The 16,173-nt window shown below is 75.1% G+C and carries 18 protein-coding genes, 1 other RNA gene and 1 pseudogene; 10 read left to right on the top strand and 10 right to left on the bottom strand.

Features of this window, described 5'->3' with window-relative positions:
• Positions 1-36: 36 nt before the first annotated feature.
• A complete protein-coding gene (locus K1J50_RS12005) occupies positions 37-576 on the bottom strand; it encodes a c-type cytochrome (protein WP_220117956.1) in 540 nt (179 codons plus the stop codon).
• Between the two features lie 192 nt (positions 577-768).
• Here K1J50_RS12005 and K1J50_RS12010 point away from each other — a divergent pair, with 192 nt between their 5' ends.
• Both K1J50_RS12010 and K1J50_RS12015 read left to right on the top strand, forming a co-directional pair.
• The gene (locus tag K1J50_RS12010; protein WP_220117957.1) at positions 769-1,515 is read left to right on the top strand and encodes a 3-deoxy-manno-octulosonate cytidylyltransferase; all 747 of its coding nucleotides are present in this window, start codon (positions 769-771) and stop codon (positions 1,513-1,515) included.
• Complete coding sequence (locus tag K1J50_RS12015; RefSeq protein WP_220117958.1) at positions 1,512-2,381, top strand: prephenate dehydratase; 870 nt, start codon at positions 1,512-1,514, stop codon at positions 2,379-2,381. The genes K1J50_RS12010 and K1J50_RS12015 overlap by 4 nt, the downstream gene beginning before the upstream one ends.
• Before the next feature lie 25 nt (positions 2,382-2,406).
• Here K1J50_RS12015 and K1J50_RS12020 read toward each other — a convergent pair whose 3' ends face one another.
• Together K1J50_RS12020 and nudC are read right to left on the bottom strand one after the other, a co-directional pair.
• Positions 2,407-2,736, bottom strand: a complete 330-nt coding sequence (locus tag K1J50_RS12020) for a phosphoribosylamine--glycine ligase (protein ID WP_220117959.1) — start codon at positions 2,734-2,736, stop codon at positions 2,407-2,409.
• A complete protein-coding gene (gene nudC, locus K1J50_RS12025) occupies positions 2,733-3,659 on the bottom strand; it encodes an NAD(+) diphosphatase (protein ID WP_220117960.1) in 927 nt (308 codons plus the stop codon). Before nudC ends, K1J50_RS12020 begins: the two co-directional genes overlap by 4 nt.
• Before the next feature lie 225 nt (positions 3,660-3,884).
• Here nudC and ffs point away from each other — a divergent pair.
• From ffs to K1J50_RS12055, 6 genes are all read left to right on the top strand, one after another.
• Positions 3,885-3,981, top strand: an RNA gene (ffs, locus tag K1J50_RS12030) — signal recognition particle sRNA small type.
• 60 nt (positions 3,982-4,041) lie between these two features.
• Positions 4,042-6,051, top strand: coding sequence for a DNA polymerase III subunit gamma/tau (locus tag K1J50_RS12035; protein WP_220117961.1), 2,010 nt, complete (start codon positions 4,042-4,044; stop codon positions 6,049-6,051).
• Positions 6,048-6,380 (top strand): YbaB/EbfC family nucleoid-associated protein, encoded by a 333-nt coding sequence (locus tag K1J50_RS12040; RefSeq protein WP_220117962.1) that lies wholly within the window; start codon positions 6,048-6,050, stop codon positions 6,378-6,380. The genes K1J50_RS12035 and K1J50_RS12040 overlap by 4 nt, the downstream gene beginning before the upstream one ends.
• Positions 6,381-6,423: 43 nt before the next feature.
• Entirely contained in the window at positions 6,424-7,020 is a 597-nt protein-coding gene (recR, locus tag K1J50_RS12045) for a recombination mediator RecR (protein WP_220117963.1), read from the top strand.
• A 74-nt stretch (positions 7,021-7,094) separates the two neighbouring features.
• The gene (gene ftsH, locus K1J50_RS12050; protein ID WP_220117964.1) at positions 7,095-8,942 is read left to right on the top strand and encodes an ATP-dependent zinc metalloprotease FtsH; all 1,848 of its coding nucleotides are present in this window, start codon (positions 7,095-7,097) and stop codon (positions 8,940-8,942) included.
• Positions 8,943-9,122: 180 nt separating this feature from the next.
• On the top strand, positions 9,123-9,221 hold the full coding sequence (locus K1J50_RS12055) for a KGG domain-containing protein (protein ID WP_220117965.1): 99 nt from the start codon (positions 9,123-9,125) through the stop codon (positions 9,219-9,221).
• A gap of 72 nt (positions 9,222-9,293) precedes the next feature.
• Here the strand turns inward: K1J50_RS12055 and K1J50_RS19595 are convergent, their stop codons facing one another.
• The 3 genes from K1J50_RS19595 to K1J50_RS12070 form a co-directional block, all read right to left on the bottom strand.
• Complete coding sequence (locus K1J50_RS19595) at positions 9,294-9,497, bottom strand: cytochrome P460 family protein (protein ID WP_220117972.1); 204 nt, start codon at positions 9,495-9,497, stop codon at positions 9,294-9,296.
• A gap of 6 nt (positions 9,498-9,503) precedes the next feature.
• Positions 9,504-9,695: a hypothetical protein gene (locus K1J50_RS12065; protein WP_220117966.1), complete on the bottom strand. Its 192-nt coding sequence runs from the start codon at positions 9,693-9,695 to the stop codon at positions 9,504-9,506.
• Positions 9,696-9,999: 304 nt separating this feature from the next.
• A complete protein-coding gene (locus K1J50_RS12070) occupies positions 10,000-10,707 on the bottom strand; it encodes a glutathione S-transferase family protein (RefSeq protein ID WP_220117967.1) in 708 nt (235 codons plus the stop codon).
• A gap of 83 nt (positions 10,708-10,790) precedes the next feature.
• Here K1J50_RS12070 and glpK point away from each other — a divergent pair, with 83 nt between their 5' ends.
• Entirely contained in the window at positions 10,791-12,341 is a 1,551-nt protein-coding gene (glpK, locus tag K1J50_RS12075; RefSeq protein WP_220117968.1) for a glycerol kinase GlpK, read from the top strand.
• 3 nt (positions 12,342-12,344) lie between these two features.
• On the top strand, positions 12,345-13,058 hold the full coding sequence (locus K1J50_RS12080; RefSeq protein WP_220117969.1) for a phosphatase PAP2 family protein: 714 nt from the start codon (positions 12,345-12,347) through the stop codon (positions 13,056-13,058).
• Between the two features lie 475 nt (positions 13,059-13,533).
• Here the strand turns inward: K1J50_RS12080 and K1J50_RS12085 are convergent, their stop codons facing one another.
• From K1J50_RS12085 to K1J50_RS12100, 4 genes and pseudogenes are all read right to left on the bottom strand, one after another.
• The gene (locus tag K1J50_RS12085) at positions 13,534-13,905 is read right to left on the bottom strand and encodes a hypothetical protein (RefSeq protein ID WP_220117973.1); all 372 of its coding nucleotides are present in this window, start codon (positions 13,903-13,905) and stop codon (positions 13,534-13,536) included.
• A gap of 20 nt (positions 13,906-13,925) precedes the next feature.
• Positions 13,926-14,507, bottom strand: a complete 582-nt coding sequence (locus K1J50_RS12090) for a sigma-70 family RNA polymerase sigma factor (protein WP_220117970.1) — start codon at positions 14,505-14,507, stop codon at positions 13,926-13,928.
• Positions 14,508-14,572: 65 nt separating this feature from the next.
• Complete coding sequence (locus K1J50_RS12095; protein ID WP_369413584.1) at positions 14,573-15,178, bottom strand: sigma-70 family RNA polymerase sigma factor; 606 nt, start codon at positions 15,176-15,178, stop codon at positions 14,573-14,575.
• 799 nt (positions 15,179-15,977) lie between these two features.
• Positions 15,978-16,173: pseudogene (locus K1J50_RS12100) on the bottom strand (hypothetical protein); the annotation flags it as partial.

The following is a 16,173-nucleotide window of genomic DNA, read 5'->3' on the forward strand; positions in this document are numbered from 1 at the left end:
CCGCCCCTCGCCCGCCCGCAGCCCCGCGCCCGGCGCTCAGGGCGCCGGCGCGTTGGGCGAGATCGAGCGCAGATAGGCGATCAGGTCGGCCCGCTGCTGCGCGTTGGGGATGCCGGCGAAGGCCATGCGGTTGCCCGGCGCATAGGCGCGCGGATTGGCGAGCCAGGCGTTCAGGTCCTCGTAGGTCCAGGGGCCCTGCTTGCCCTTGAGCGCGGGGGAGTAGTTGAACCCCGCGGCGTGGCCGTGCGGCGCGCCGACGATGCCGTAGAGATTGGGCCCGACGCCGTTGCGGCCGCCCTCGTTGAAGGTGTGGCAGGAGGCGCAGAGGCGGCGCGCGATCTGCTCGCCGTTCTGCGCGTTCGCGCTGGCGAGCAGCGGCGTGATCGGCTCGACCTGCGGCGCGGCCGCGGCGGGGGCCTGGGCGGCCTGCGTGGCGGCGGGCTGCCCGATGCGGATCGCGCTCTCGTGCGGCACGGTCGGCTGCACCACCAGCCGGCCGACGAAGCCCGCCACGCCGAAGACGACCCCCGCCGTCAGGATGGCGGCGAGGACCTTGTTGACCTCCATGCTGTCCATGCGCGGACCGAACCCTCTCCCCTGCGCCGCCCGGCGGGCGCCGATGCCGTCGCGGCGGCCCGCCGGGCGCGACGTTTGCGCCGCGGGGCCGCCTCGCCTAAAAGCGGCGCGGACCATAGTGCCCCCGCCCCGCTCCATCAACCCGTCGCCGTTCCGGCCGCAGCAACACCCCGATCCTCCGCCGCATCGCCCGTGAACCCGATAGTCGTCATCCCCGCCCGCATGGCTGCGACCCGGCTGCCGGGCAAGCCGCTCGCCGACATCCACGGCCGGCCGATGATCGTGCACGTGCTTGAGCGCGCGCGCGCGGCGGCGATCGGCCCGGTCGCCGTCGCCTGCGCCGAGCCCGGGATCGCCGCGGCGGTGCGCGCCGCGGGCGGCACCGCGGTGGTGGTGGCGGAGGACCTGCCCTCGGGCACCGACCGGGTGCACCGGGCGCTGGCCGCGCTCGACCCCGCCGGCGCGCACGACGTGGTGGTGAACCTGCAGGGCGACTTCCCGACCCTCGCGCCGGAGGCGCTGCGCTCCGTCCTCGCCCCGCTCGCCGACCCGGCGGTGGACATCGCCACCCTGGTCTGTCCGATCGCCGACGCCGCCGAGGCGGCGACCGAGTCCTTCGTCAAGTGCGCCTGCGCCTTCGCGGGCGAGGCGCAGGTCGCGCCGGCGCTCTACTTCTCGCGCCTGCCGATCCCCTGGGGCGAGGGGCCGCGCTGGCACCACATCGGCATCTACGCCTTCCGCCGCGCCGCGCTGGACCGCTTCGTGGCGCTGCCGCCGAGCCCGCTCGAGCGGCGCGAGCGGCTCGAGCAGCTCCGCGCGCTGGAGGCCGGGATGCGCATCGCCGTCGCGCGCATCGCGCACGGGCCGTTCGGCGTGGACACGCCGGAGGACCTGGAACGCGCGCGCCGCCTCCTCCGTCCGCGGGAAGGAGCGCCATGAGCACGACCGAGGGCCGCCGCGTCATCGCCTTCCAGGGCCTGCCCGGCGCCTATTCCGACCTTGCCTGCCGCGCCGCCTATCCCGGCTGGACCACTCTGCCATGCCCGAGCTTCGAGGCGGCGATGGCGGCGGTGCGCGAGGGCCGCGCCGAGCTCGCCATGCTGCCCTGCGAGAACTCGCTCGCCGGCCGGGTGCCGGACATCCACCGCCTGCTGCCCGATTCGGGACTCTACGTGGTGGGCGAGCATTTCGAGCGGGTCGAGCACTGCCTGCTCGCCCCCCGGGGCGCGACGCTCGCCACCATCCGCCGCGTGCACAGCCATCCGGTGGCGCTCGGCCAGGTGCTGAAGCTGATCGAGGAGTTGCGGCTCGAACCGGTGATCGAGGCCGACACCGCCGGGGCGGCGGCGCTGGTCGCGCGGCGCGGCGGGGCGGAGGACGCGGCGATCGCCTCCGCCCTCGCCGCCGAGATCTACGGCCTTGCGATCCTGCGCCGCAACGTCGAGGACGCGCCGCACAACACCACCCGCTTCTACGTGATGGCGCGCGAGCGGCGCGACCCGCCGCCGGAAGCGCCGAACACGGTGACGACCTTCGTCTTCCGCGTGCGCAACGTGCCGGCCGCGCTCTACAAGGCGCTGGGGGGCTTCGCCACCAACGGCGTGAACCTGACCAAGCTCGAGAGCTACATGCTCAACGGGCACTTCACGGCGACGCAGTTCCTCTGCGACGTGGACGGCCACCCCGAGCAGCCGCCGCTCAAGCGGGCGCTCGAGGAGCTGGCCTTCTTCTCGCGCGAGCTGCGCGTGCTCGGCGCCTATCCGGCGCATCCGTACCGGCTGGACCAGGCGGCGGCGGGGGATTGAGCGGAGGGGCGCCCGCCCGCCGCCCTCAGAACGAGCGCCGCACCGGCTCGACCCCGCCCGGCATGGCGAGGCCGCGGCGGCGCATGCAGTCGCGGAAGGCGCGGATCTCGGCCAGGCGGCGCTCCTCGCCGACGCGCAGCACGTTCTGCTGGTTGTCCACGTTCAGCTCGCGCGCGAGGCGCCGCACCTCCGGGCTGTCGCGCGCCTCGGCGCGGCAGAGCGCGGCCTCGGGCGGCTCCGGCTCGGCCGCCGCGGCCGCGTCGGCGGGCCGGCGCGATCCGCAGCCCGCGGCGGCGAGCAGGGCGAGCAGCAGCGCCGCGGCGCGGGCGGGAAGGGCATGGCGGCGGGGGGTCATGCCAGGGCGAGCCAGTCCTCGATCAGCCGGCGGGCGATGGAATCCACGCGCGGCAGGGAGAAGCCGAGGGAGTCGGCCGCGCGCAGCTCGGCGCGCGAGAACCAGCGCGCGTCGCGCAGCTCCTGCGGGTCGATGCGGATCTCCTCGTCGAGCGCCTCGGCGTGGAAGCCGAGCATGATCGAGGAAGGGAACGGCCAGGGCTGCGAGGAGTGGTAGCGCACCGCGCCGACCCGCACCCCGGTCTCCTCCAGCACCTCCCGCCGCACCGCCTCCTCCAGGCTCTCGCCCGGCTCGACGAAGCCGGCCAGCGTCGAGTACATGCGCGTGCTGGGGAAGCGGTGCGAGTGGGCGAGCAGGCAGCGCTCGCCGCGCACTACCAGCATGATCACCGCCGGGTCGGTGCGCGGGAAATGCTCCGCCCCGCAGCCCGTGCAGCGCATCATGTGGCCGGCGCTCTGCGGCTCGCAGGGGTTGCCGCAGACGCCGCAGAAGCGGTGCTTCACGCGCCAGTGCATGAGGCCGCGCGCATGGGCGAGGACCGCGGCCTCGCCGGGCGGAAGCAGGCCCGCGACCTGGCGCAGGTCGGCGAAGGTGCCGACGCTCCCGGGCAGCAGCGGCAGCGGATCGTCGGCGGCCGAGCAGTCCACGGCGAAGACCGGGCGCTCCTCCCAGAGGCCGAGGAAGGCCCACGGGCCGCCGGCCATGCGGAGCCGCTCCGCCGCGCCGCCGCTGATGAGCAGCGCCTCCGGGCGGCCCTCGGCGACTCCCTTCATCAGGTTGCGGGAGCGCCAGACCGGGACGAAGAGACTGTCGGGGTCGCCGAGCGCGCGGGCGATGAACGCGGCGTCGTCGCGGCGGTGGGCGGCGCGGTCGAGCGGGCTGCCGGTGTAGGCGTTGGGCCGGCTGGGGGGGATCGGGAGCATGGAGGGACGAACGGTGCCATGCGGGCGCGCCCCCGGCAACCGCAGCGGGAACGAAGGCGCGCCCGACGGGGCGGCCGGGCGAGGGCGCGAGATCCGATCATCCGGCCGGGCCGTCCTTCCCGCGGGGGGCGCGGCCGTCGCCTCGGCGCGCCGCCCCCGGCGGGCCGCGCCATTCCGCACCCCCCGGGTTGCCGCGGCGGCCGGAAGGCATGATATCTCGCCTTGGAAGGTCGGTGACGGACGGGCGTCTCGCCAACCCGGTCAGGTCCGGAAGGAAGCAGCCGTAACGAGCTCCGCCCGGGTCGCTTCGCCGGCCTTCCACCCGTTCCACGCCGGCCCGCCCCCCTTGCGGCCGCCCTTCGGGACTCCGCCGCGCACGCGCATGGCCGCCGCCGACCAGACCCTCTTCGGCTCCGACGCTTCCGCGGCGGACGGCGTTGCGCCGGCCGCGGAGGAGGGGCTGCCCGAGCCGCCGCCGCCCGCGGGGCCGGGGCTGTTCGATGCGCCCGCCGCCGCCCCGCCGCCCCAGGCCGACGGTGCGCCGGTCCGGGCGGCCGCCGCGCCCCCGGCGCCGGCGCCGCGCGCCGAGCTTGGCGCGGCCGCCTATCGCGTGCTCGCGCGCAAGTACCGCCCCACCACCTTCGCCGAGCTGATCGGGCAGGAGGCGCTGGTGCGCACCCTGCGCAACGCCTTCGCGCAGAACCGCGTGCCGCACGCCTTCCTGCTCACCGGCGTGCGCGGGGTGGGCAAGACGACCACCGCACGCATCGTCGCCCGCGCGCTGAACTGCATCGGGCCGGACGGCGAGGGCGGGCCGACCGTGGACCCCTGCGGCGTCTGCCCGGAATGCCGGGCCATCCTCGCCGACCGGCACCCGGACGTGGTGGAGCTCGACGCCGCCTCCAACAACAGCGTGGACGACGTGCGCGAGCTGCGCGAGACGCTGCGCTACCGCCCGGTCCAGGGGCGCTTCAAGGTGCTGATCCTGGACGAGGTGCACATGCTCTCGGGCGCCGCCTTCAACGCCCTGCTCAAGACGCTCGAGGAGCCGCCGCCGCAGGTGAAGTTCATGCTGGCGACGACCGAGCTCCGCAAGGTGCCGCTCACCATCCGCTCGCGCTGCCAGACGCACTACCTGCGCCGCGTCCCCCAGGCGGAGCTGCGCGCGCACTTCGCCCGCGTGCTGGAGAAGGAGGGCGTCGCCGCGGAGCCCGAGGCCGTGGCGATGATCGCGCGCGCCGCGGACGGCAGCGTGCGCGACGGGCTGTCGCTGCTCGACCAGGCGATCGCGCTGGCCGGCGCCGGCGGCGCCGTGACCGCGGAGGCGGTGCGGGACATGCTCGGCCTCGCCGACCGCGGCCTCGTCCTCGACCTGTTCGAGGCGCTGATGGGCGGCGACGTGGCCGGCGCGCTCGGGCTGATGGACCGCGCGCACGAGCGCGGGGCCGATCCGCTGGTGGTGCTCTCCGACCTCGCGGAGCTGACGCACCTGCTCTCCCGGATGCGCGCGGTGCCGGCGCTGCGCGAGGACCCCTCGCTGCCGGAAGCCGAGCGCGCGCGCGGCGCGGCGCTGGCGGCGAAGCTCTCCGTGCCGGTGCTGGCGCGGGCGTGGCAGATGCTGCTCAAGGGCATCGCCGAGGTGCAGCAGGAGGGGGTGGACCGCCGCGCCGCCGCCGAGATGGTGCTGATCCGCCTCGCCCACGCCGCGGACCTGCCGACGCCGGGCGAGCTGGTGCGGCGGCTGACGGAAGGCGGGACGGCGCCCGCCGTCCCCGCGCCCCCGCGCCCCGGCGCACCCGGCGGCGGGCTGCGCGCGGTCGCGGGCGGCGCGGTGGCGCACCGCGCCGCGGAACCGGTGGCGTCCGCCGCGCCGCTGCCCGGCACCTTCCGCGAGGTGGTGGCGCTCGCCTCCGGCAAGCGGCCGATGCTGCACGCCTACCTGCTGCACAGCGTCCACCTGGTGCGCTTCGCCCCCGGGCGCATCGAGATCCGCGTCGAGCCCAGCGCGCCGCGCGATCTCGCCGCCCAGCTCGCGCAGATGCTGCAGGAGGAGACCGGCGCGCGCTGGACCGTCGCCCTCTCCAACGCCGAGGGCGAGCCGACGCTGGCCGAGCAGGGCCGCGCCGCGGAGGCCGAGCGGCGCGAACTCGCGCGCAGCCACCCGCTGGTGCAGGCCATCCTCGCCGCCTTCCCCGGCGCCACCATCGAGGCGGTGCGCGACGCCTCGACCGATGCCTACGGCCTGCCCGCGGCGCCCGCCCTCGCGGCGCGCACCGCGGATGCGGCGGATGCCCCGGCGGAGGACGACGCCGGCGACATCGTCCCGCCCGAGGCGGAGCCCGGCGACCTCGACGACGACCTTTCCCCAGACGAGGGATACCCCGCCCCATGAAGAACCTCGGCAACATGCTCAAGCAGGCGCAGCAGATGCAGCAGCGCATGCAGGAGATGCAGGCCCGGCTCGAGGCCCTCGAGGTCGAGGGCCAGTCGGGCGCCGGCATGGTGAGGGTGACGCTCTCCGGCAAGGGCGACCTTCGCCGCGTCGCGATTGACCCGAGCCTGATGAGCGCCGACGAGCGCGAGGTGCTCGAGGACCTGCTGGTCGCGGCGCACGCGGACGCGCGGCAGAAGGTCGAGGCGGCGATGGCCGAGGAGATGCAGAAGGCGACCGCGGGGCTGAACCTGCCGAACCTGCCGGGCGGGCTCAAGCTGCCGTTCTGACGTTCCGTTTCCGGGGAACCGCCCGGCCGCGGCGGCGACCGCGATGAGCGAGTCCGAACCGATCGAGCGCCTGGTCGGCCTGCTGGCGAAGCTGCCCGGCCTCGGCCGGCGCAGCGCGCGGCGCGCCGTGCTGCGCATGCTGATGCAGCCCGAGGCGCTGATGCTGCCGCTCGCCGCGGCGCTGCGCGAGGCGGCCGAGGCGGTGCGCCCCTGCGCCGTGTGCGGCAACCTGGACACGCGAAGCCCCTGCGCGATCTGCCGCGATCCGCGGCGCGAGCGCGGGGTGATCTGCGTCGTCGAGGGGGTGGCGGACCTCTGGGCGCTGGAGCGCGCGCAGGTGCATCGCGGCCTCTATCACGTGCTCGGCGGCACGCTCTCCGCGCTCGGCGGCGTCGGGCCGGAGGACCTGGCGATCCGGCCGCTGCTCGCGCGGGTGGCGGAGGACGGTGCCGAGGAGGTGATCCTTGCGCTTCCCGCGACGGTGGATGGCGCGACCACGGCGCACTACCTGACCGACCGGCTGCGGCCGACCGGCGTGCGCGTCACGCGGCTCGCGCAGGGCGTGCCGGTCGGCGGCGCGCTCGACGTGCTGGACGAGGGAACGCTGGCGGCGGCGGTGAAGGCGAGGCGTCCGGCCTAGGGCCCGGTGCGGGGACCGCTCCCCGGGGGGCGCCCGCGTCGTTCGGCCGAGCGCGCCAGTCGGGAGGACCGGGCATGACGGAGAAGGGCAAGTTCAATCTCTGGTACTGGGTCGCGGCGCTGTTCGGCCTGCTCGCGATCCAGTACCTCGTCACGCTCGGCCAGCAGGTCGCGCCGATCCCCTACAGCGAGTTCCAGCGGCTCCTGCGCGAGGGCAAGGTCGCCGAGGTCGGCGTCTCCGACCGCTTCATCCAGGGCGTGCTGAAGGAGCCGCTGCCCGGCGGCCAGACCCGCTTCGCCACCACCCGGGTCGAGCGCGAGATCGCCGAGGAGCTCGACCGCTACGGCGTGCGCTACACCGGCCAGATCGAGAGCACGCTGGTGCGCGACATCCTCTCCTGGGTCGTGCCGATGGCGCTGTTCGTCGGGGTCTGGTTCTGGCTCGGTCGCCGCCTGCTCGGCGCGCAGGGCGGGCTGATGCAGATCGGCAAGAGCAAGGCCAAGGTCTATGTCGAGGCCGACACCGGCGTCACCTTCGCCGACGTCGCCGGGGTGGACGAGGCGAAGGAGGAGCTGCGCGAGATCGTGGACTTCCTCAAGGACCCCGAGCGCTACAGCCGCCTCGGCGGGCGGATGCCGAAGGGCGTGCTGCTGGTGGGCCCGCCGGGCACCGGCAAGACGCTGCTCGCCAAGGCGGTGGCGGGCGAGGCGAAGGTGCCGTTCTTCTCGATCTCCGGCTCGGAGTTCGTCGAGATGTTCGTCGGCGTCGGCGCGGCGCGGGTGCGCGACCTGTTCGAGCAGGCGCGGGCCCGGGCCCCCGCCATCATCTTCATCGACGAGCTCGACGCGCTCGGGCGCGCGCGCGGCATCCCTGGACCCTACGGGGGCGGGCACCAGGAGGCGGAGCAGACGCTGAACCAGCTCCTGACCGAGATGGACGGGTTCGACTCGCGCTCCGGCCTCATCATCCTCGCCGCCACCAACCGGCCGGAGATCCTCGATCCGGCGCTCCTGCGCGCCGGCCGCTTCGACCGCCAGGTGCTGGTGGACCGGCCGGACAAGAAGGGGCGCGTGCAGATCCTCAAGGTCCACATGCGCAAGGTGAAGCTCGCCCCGGACGTGGACGCGGAGCAGGTGGCGGCGCTGACGCCGGGCTTCACCGGCGCCGATCTCGCCAACCTCGTCAACGAGGCGGCGCTGCTCGCCACCCGCCGCGGCGCCGATGCGGTGACGATGCAGGACTTCACCAACGCGATCGAGCGCATCGTGGCCGGGCTCGAGAAGCGCAACCGCCTGCTCAACCCGCGCGAGCGCGAGATCGTCGCCCATCACGAGATGGGCCATGCGCTGGTCGCGCTCTCCCTGCCGGGCGTGGACCCGGTGCACAAGGTCTCGATCATCCCGCGCGGCATCGGCGCGCTCGGCTACACCATCCAGCGCCCGACCGAGGACCGCTTCCTGATGACGCGCGAGGAGCTCGAGCACAAGATGATGGTGCTGCTCGGAGGGCGCGCCGCGGAGCTGCTGGTGTTCAACCATCTCTCGACCGGCGCCGCCGACGACCTGCAGCGCGTCACCGACATCGCCCGCGCCATGGTGACGCGCTACGGCATGTCGGAGCGGCTCGGCAGCGTCGCCTACGAGCGCGACCCGCGCACCTTCCTCGCCGGCCCGAACGCGCTGCCGTTCGGCCCGCGCGAGCGCGACTTCGGCGAGGAGACGGGCAACGCGATCGACGCCGAGGTGCGCGCCATCGTGGACCGCATGCTGGAGCGCACGCTCTCCATCCTGCGCGAGCGGCGCGAGGCGCTCGAGCGGGGCGCGCGCCTGCTGCTCGAGAAGGAGACGCTGGACGAGGCGGATCTGGCGCAGCTCGTGGACCGCGGCCCCGGCCCGGCGGCGGAGCGCCGCGCCGCCGAGTAGCGCCTGCGGGCGGCCTCCGGCCGGGCGATCCCGTTCCCCGGCGCCCCCGGGGCGCGGCGCCGGCAGCGCGGCTGGCGCGCGGGTTGCCGCAGCATCGTGTTCCGGCGCCGTCGTTGCGCGTACGCGCCGCGGTCCGCCGCCCGGGCGGATGGCAACACCTTGCAGTGGAACGGAGTCCGCATGACCCGGCACAAGAACCCCGGCAACTTCGCCAGCGACCGCGAGAAGGCGCGCGAGGCCGGCCATAAGGGCGGGCAGCGCTCGCACGGCGGACGGTGATCCTCGCCCGGCGAGGCAGCCCGGGGCGGACACGGCCGAAGGCGGCGGGCAGAAGCGCCCGCCGCCGCCCGTTCAGCGGCGCGTCTGCGCGTAGTCCCAGGTGGCGAAGGTGAAGTCCTGCTGCGCACGCTGCTGCAGGTGACAGGTGAAGCACGCCTCGACGGGGGCGTTGTTGCGCGAGCCGTCGCCGTTGAAGCGGGCATACTCCCACTCGCCGTTGCGCTTCTGCGGCCCGTAGCCCTCGCCCCAGCCGCGCTCCCTCTGCTGGGCGTTGATCGCGAGTCATGGCCCCGGCTCCGGGATGAAGCGCCCCTGCTGGTCGAGCAGCGGGTTGCCGTCCGGGCCGGGCCGTGCCCGCAGGTCGGCAAGGATCACGATCGTGCCGTAGGGCAGGGGCTGGACGGGGCGGAGCTCCGCGAAGGCCTCGGAGTTGATGAAGGATGTGGCGGATGATCTTGCGTTCGCGGTGGTCAACGACGCTGTAGCGGATGAAGCGGCGTTCCCAGTCCGGCGGGAGCGTGATGTTGTGCGGCCCCGGCGTGTAGGCGCCGGCGGGCTGCTGCCGTTGCGGTTGCGCGAGGGCGGCCGCGCCGGCGAAGGCAAGCAGCCCGCCGGCGCCGAGGGTCGCGGCAAGCATGGTCGGACGGCGCATGGTGACGTTCCTCCCGGGGCACGCGCGAAGCGCCCCGGTCCATCCGACCTCATCGGGCCGCCGCGGGGCAACCGCTTTCGCCGGCCGCGGGGTGCTGGCCTGCCGGCCGCGGCTCCGCCCGGCCGCTCAGGCCGACAGGTCCTCCGCCGGCGCCCGGCGCGCCAGGCCGTCGAACAGGTCGAGCATCCGCTCCCGCCAGGCATGGAGCGGGTCGTCGGGCGTCAGCAGGGGGAAGGCGCTGACGCAGCGCGCCCACTGGAAGCCGCCGAAGACGATGTGGTCGGCGTAGGCCGGTCCGTCCGCGCCACCGAGCCAGGGCCGCTCGCGCAGCACCATCCGCACGGGGTGCATCGCCTGGCGGAACTGCACGACCCGCGCCTCGCGGTCCGCGGTCACCTCGGCGAGCGGCCTGCCGTAGCGCCGCTCGCGCGAGGCGACGAAATAGGCCCGGTCCTCCGGCCCGAGATGCGCCGGAATGTCGGCCACCACCAGGGAGGCGATGCCGGGGATCTGCACCGCGTCTGCCCAGGCGTTGACGAAGCGCGCCAGGGCCCGCCCGCCGGGGCCGCCGAACAGGGAAGGGCGGTCGGGATAGGCGTCCTCCAGGTACTCGGCGATGCGCCAGGAGTCGCTGACCACCCGCTCGCCGTCGCGCAGCACCGGCACCTTGTCCTGGCCCGAGTCGGCGATCGCGGCCTTGTCGGTGAAGCGCCAGGGAAGGGTTTCGAACGCCAGCCCCTTGTGCGCGAGGGCGAGCTTCGCCCGCCAGCAGAAGGGGCTGAAGCGGCGCGCGGGGTCCGCTCCGCAGAGATCGTGCAGTATCCGTGCCGGCATGCCGTTCTCCTTCCCTCGCCCGGCGCTTCCACCGTAGTCTTCCGGCAGGGATTTCGGAACCGCAGGACATTCCACGATCCGGCATGGCGGAGCTGCTGCTCGCCCTCGACCAGGGCACCACCTCGACGCGCGCGATCCTGTTCGGGCCGGACCTGCTGCCGCGCGCGGCGGCGCAGCGCGCGCTGCCGCAGCACTACCCCGCCCCGGCCTGGGTGGAGCACGAGCCGGAGGACATCTGGTCGGCCAGCCTCGCCGTGCTGCGCGAGGCGCTGGCGCGCGGCGGGGCCGGAGGGCGCGAGGTGGCGGGCCTCGGCATCACCAACCAGCGCGAGACCGCGCTGGTCTGGGACCGCGCCACCGGCCGGGCGATCCACCGCGCCATCGTCTGGCAGGACCGCCGCACCGCCGGGGCCTGCGCCCGGCTGCGCGGGGACGCGGCGGCCTCGGCGCTGGTCGCGGAGCGCACCGGCCTCCTGCCCGATCCCTACTTCTCCGCCACCAAGCTCGCCTGGATCCTCGACAACGTGGCCGGCGCGCGCGCCGCGGCCGAGCGCGGCGACCTCTGCTTCGGCACGGTGGACAGCTTCCTGCTGTTCCGCCTGACGGGCGGGCGCGTGCACGCGACCGACGCCACCAACGCCGCGCGCACCATGCTGTTCGACATCCGCCGCGGCGCCTGGGACGAGGACCTGCTGCGCCTGTTCCGCATCCCCGCCGCGCTGCTGCCCGAGGTGCGCGACTGTGCCGCGGAGTTCGGCACCACCGAGCCCGGCCTGCTCGGCGGCGCGGCCGTGCCGGTCCGGGGCATGGCCGGCGACCAGCAGGCGGCGACCCTCGGCCAGGCCTGCTTCGCGCCGGGCATGGTCAAGGCGACCTACGGCACGGGCTGCTTCGCGCTGCTCAACACCGGGAGCGTCGCGGTGGCCTCGCGCCACCGGCTGCTCACCACCATCGCCTGGCAGCTCGGCGGCCGGCGCACCTATGCGCTGGAGGGCGCGATCTTCGCCGCCGGCGCGACGGTGCAGTGGCTGCGCGACGGGCTCGGCCTGATCGCCGAGGCGCGGGAGGCGGGGGAGCTGGCGGCGCGGGCCGATCCCCGGCAGGCGGTCTATCTGGTCCCCGCCTTCACCGGGCTCGGCGCGCCGTGGTGGGACGCCGAGGCGCGCGGGGCCCTGTTCGGCCTGACGCGCGGCACCACCCGCGCCGAGATCGCCCGCGCCGCGCTGGAGAGCGTCGCCTACCAGACCGCCGACCTGCTTGCGGCGATGGAGGCCGATCTCGCCGCCGGCCTGCCCGACGCCGCCGCCTCCGCGCCGGAGCGGCGGGTGCTGCGGGTGGACGGCGGCATGGTGGCCTCGGACTGGACCATGCAGTTCCTCGCCGACCTGCTCGGCGCCCCGGTGGATCGGCCGACGGTGCTGGAGACGACGGCGCTCGGCGCCGCCTATCTCGCCGGCGTCCAGGCCGGGCTGCGCGCCGGGCCGGAGGCGGCGGGAACCCATTGGCGGCGCGACCGCCGCTTCCTCCCCGCCATGGCGCGGGAGGAGGCGGAGCGCCGCCTGGCGGGCTGGCGCGATGCGGTGCGCCGGACCCTGACGGCCGGCCGGGCCGGCGACCCGACGGAGGCATGCTGAGCGATGGTGCGCATCGCCATGGACACCCGCGGCGTGGCGCCGCAGCACCAGGCGGACCCCGCCGAGCGGCGGGCCGGCCTGCTCGGCGCCTTCGGCGCCGTCTGCGTCGTCGCCCTCGCGCTCTACGTCATGCTGTTCGACCGCGCCGAGCTCGACGCCCTGCTGCAGGACGCGCTCGACCGGGCTGCGGCCTGGGCAGACCCGTTCCGGACCTACTGGGTCGAGCAGGCGGCCCGCGACCTGGCGCCGGCGGGCGGGCCGACCATGATCGGGCTGGTGGTCGCGGTGGCCACGGCGCATGTCCTCCTCAGCCGAGGCGGGCGGGTCGCGGCGCTGGTGCTGACGGCGCTCGCGACCGGCATCGTGGCGGCGCTGATCCTCAAGCTGACCCTCGGCCGGTCCGGCGCGTCCTTCTCGGTGCACGCGTTCGGCCTGTTCAGCGCCGGCTTCCCGAGCATCGGCGCGCTGCTGGCGCCGATCCTCTATCTCACCCTCGGGGCGGCGCTTGCCGTGGTGTATGGCGGCCGCCTGGTCGGCGCCTTCCTGATCGCCTGCGCGGCGCTGGGGACGCTGCTGGTCGGGCTCAGTCGTGTCCTCCTGCACATGCACCTGCCCACCGACGTGCTCGCCGGCTGGTCGGCCGGCCTCGCCTGGGCCTCGCTGTGCTGGGTCGTGGTGCGGCGCAGCCGGTTCTGGGGGCGGGAGGACGCGGGCTGATCGCGGCCCGCCGGAAACGGCCGCAACCGTGGACCGGGCCAGCGGGCAAGGAAGCCAGGCCGCTGGCCCGCGCACGGCCGGGGATGCCGCCCTCAGGCCGTCCTGCCGCCTGCGGCCGGATCGGGTCCGCTGCCGAGGGACGGCGTGATGGCGTCGGCCAGGGGGCGGCGGACGCAGTGGAGGGGGCGAGCCTCACGCTCGTCCCTACTGCGATCACGATCCGCGGGGCGCCAACGGGCTGACCGGCCAGGGCGCGCACCAGCCGGCCGCCGAACGCGCACCGGTCCGCGGCGAGGGCGAGACCGCTGCCTCCGGCGTCGCGCGCCGACCGCCGCACCCGCGCGGCCAGCGCGCTCCGCCGCGCCGCGATGAGCCTCTCCGGCCGCCGGGAGGCCGGCGGTGCGGCGAACAGGCGCCCGTGATGCGGCGGCCGCCGAGACCGGGGAACCGACAAGGACGAAATGGACCGCCGGGCTCAGCCACTGCGGCGCCGTGCGCGATCTTCCTCGATAAGGCGCAGCCACTCCATCGGAACGGCTTCGTCCTTGTAGCGGTCGAACATGGTATGGAGGCTGCGACTGAGCCAGACGGCGAAGAAGGTCGCCTCGGCTGTCGTTCGTCCGTGCCCCGACCGAACCGGGCGGTGCAACCGAAGGGCGGCAACGGCGGTGGCCTTGCCGTTGGTGCGCTTCGCGCCGCTGGGGGCGCTGCGATCGGTCAGAGGCCACCGGCCGGCACGACGGTCGCCTTTTGCCTCGGCCCGCCGAACGGCATCCTCCGTGTCGTTCAGGTCCCCCATCACCACTTCCGGTCGCAACGGCGACAGCAGACCCGCAGTGCCCGCCATCCGTTCCGGATCGCGAACTCCTAAACCAGCGCGCGCAGATCGCTGACCCTGCTCGCCCATCGCTTGCGGCCAGGACAGCTGGGGGCCACGACCGCGTGGGCCATCGTGGCGGCGGGCCGATCCTCTTCTCCGAGCAGCCAGACCTGCAGTTGCCGACGCGCGCGGAAGACCCGGCTCTTCGCCGTGCCGACGGCGCAAGCGGTCGCGCTCGCCACCTCCTCGTAGCTCAGCCCCTGCAGCACCACCATGAACAGCGCCTCGCGCTGATCGGCGGGGAGGCGGGCCAGGGCGCGGCCGAGCTCCTTGAGCACCAATCGGTCCTCGTGCGCGCCGCTGACGGCGAAGGCGGACATCGGCACGTCGTCGATGTCGGTCGTCTCGCGCTGCTTGCGCAGGGTGGAGATGAACCGGTTGCGCAGGATGCGGTGCATCCAGGCGGCGAAATTGGTTCCCGGCATGAAGCTTTCCTGCGCCGCCAGCGCGTTCGCCACCGCGTCCTGCACCAGATCCTCGGCCGCCGCGCGGTTGCGCGTCAGGGCGAGTGCCTGGATGCGCAGCTTCGGCAGGAGCGCGATGAGCTGGTCGTGGAAATCGTCGTGCATGGGTTGTCCCTGTGCCTCGCGACCGGGAAATGCCGCGCGGCGTGGGCTTGTTGCCTCGCGCGGCGTCACAGCGCCGCGAGCGGTTCGCGCTCCCCGGCCGCCGCGGCGCGCGGCGGCGCGCCGTCGAGGGCGGCGGCGAGCAGCCTGCGCCCGCGGCTGAGGCGCGCCCGCATGGTGCCGGCCGGAACGTTGCAGAGCGCGGCCGCCTCCTCGCAGGAGAGGCCCTGCGCGCCGACCAGGACCAGCGCCTCACGCAGGATGAGGGGCAGCGAGGCGAGGGTGCGCTCCAGGTCGTGCAGTCCGGCTTCGTGCTCCTGCGGCGGCGGGCGCCCCTCCTCCGGCGGGCCGGCGGCAGCGATGCGGACGACCTCGCGCCGGCGCCGGCGGTGGCTCTCGCGGAAGGCGTTGCGCAGCACGGCGAAGGCCCAGGAGCGCAGCCTCGCGCACGGATCCTCGGCGGCGCCGACGCGGAAGCGGGGCAGGGCGCGCAGCATGCGCAGCAGCGCCTCCTGCACAAGATCGTCGCCCTCGGCGCGCGATCCCGCGAGCAGGCGGGCGAAGGCGCGCAACTCCGGCAACAATCGCGCGAGAGTGGTCCTGGGATCGAAAGCTTTGTCTTGTTGTGCCACGGCCAACTGCATATCAACGCGTGCCGGTCCGTGGCACGGCATTGTTCCGCGGCGGAGGATGACAAGACGATGAGCGCGACCGGCGGGCACCGCCGGCTGGGCACCGATCCGTTCCCCGCGCGCGCCGCCTGGCGGCCGCGCCGGCGATGCGCTGGCGGCGCGGTCGCTGCCGGAGGTGCCGGAACGGCCGGCGCCGGTGGCGAAGCGGCGGGCGAGCGGGCCGCGGGGGAGCCTTCCACCTACCCCAGAATGCTCTTTCCTCCGCTCGCGCGGCCGGGCACCCGCTGACTGCGCACGGGTCGGGAGGGACCCCGGGGACGGCCGTCCTCGACCCCGCTGAGCCGATGCGCGCCGGAGCCGGCGCGCAAGATGCCCCGCGCCAGCGCCACCGAGCGGGTGCGGACATCGGGAGGGGACGATCATCGCCAGGGACATCCCGATCAGGGTCGAGAGCCGCGGCGATGCCGCAGCCGACATCGGAGGCGGGCGGAGCATGCCTGTGCCGTGGCGAAGGCGGGCAATGCCCGGCATGCGTTGAGCGACGCCAAGCTCGGTGGCGCGTTTCCGCAAGCGGGATCGCGCGCCGCTGATCTTCCTCGCTTCCCCCCCCCGAGCCTCTGGCGACCGCCTGGGCGGTGGAGCGCCCCTCCGCCCTCACCCAGCGCTTCGACCCCATGACACCCGTTATCGGCACCGGCCCGGCGGTCGCGCGCCAGGTACGGGCGCGCCGAAGGCGCCCGGCGGTGCTCCCCGGTCCGCTTGGCCCTTGCCGGGCGAACGAACGGCGGGCGATGCTCGCCCCGGCCAAGGGAGGAATGGCCCATGCCGGATCACGGCGGCGTCACTGCATCTCTATGGGGAACCGCCCGCTAGGCTCTGGACTCAATCGCGCCCGGTAGGTGATGGCGGCGGCGAGGAAGTTGCGGGCGGTCCTGTCGTATCGGGTGGCGATGCCGCGGGAATCCTCGATGCGGCAGAAGGTTCGCGCGATGGCGCTGCGGGGCCTGTAGCGTTCGGCGTCGCGCGGGAAGGCAACC

This window comes from Caldovatus aquaticus (genome assembly GCF_019458025.1).
GTDB classification, from domain to species: Bacteria; Pseudomonadota; Alphaproteobacteria; order Acetobacterales; family Acetobacteraceae; genus Caldovatus; species Caldovatus aquaticus.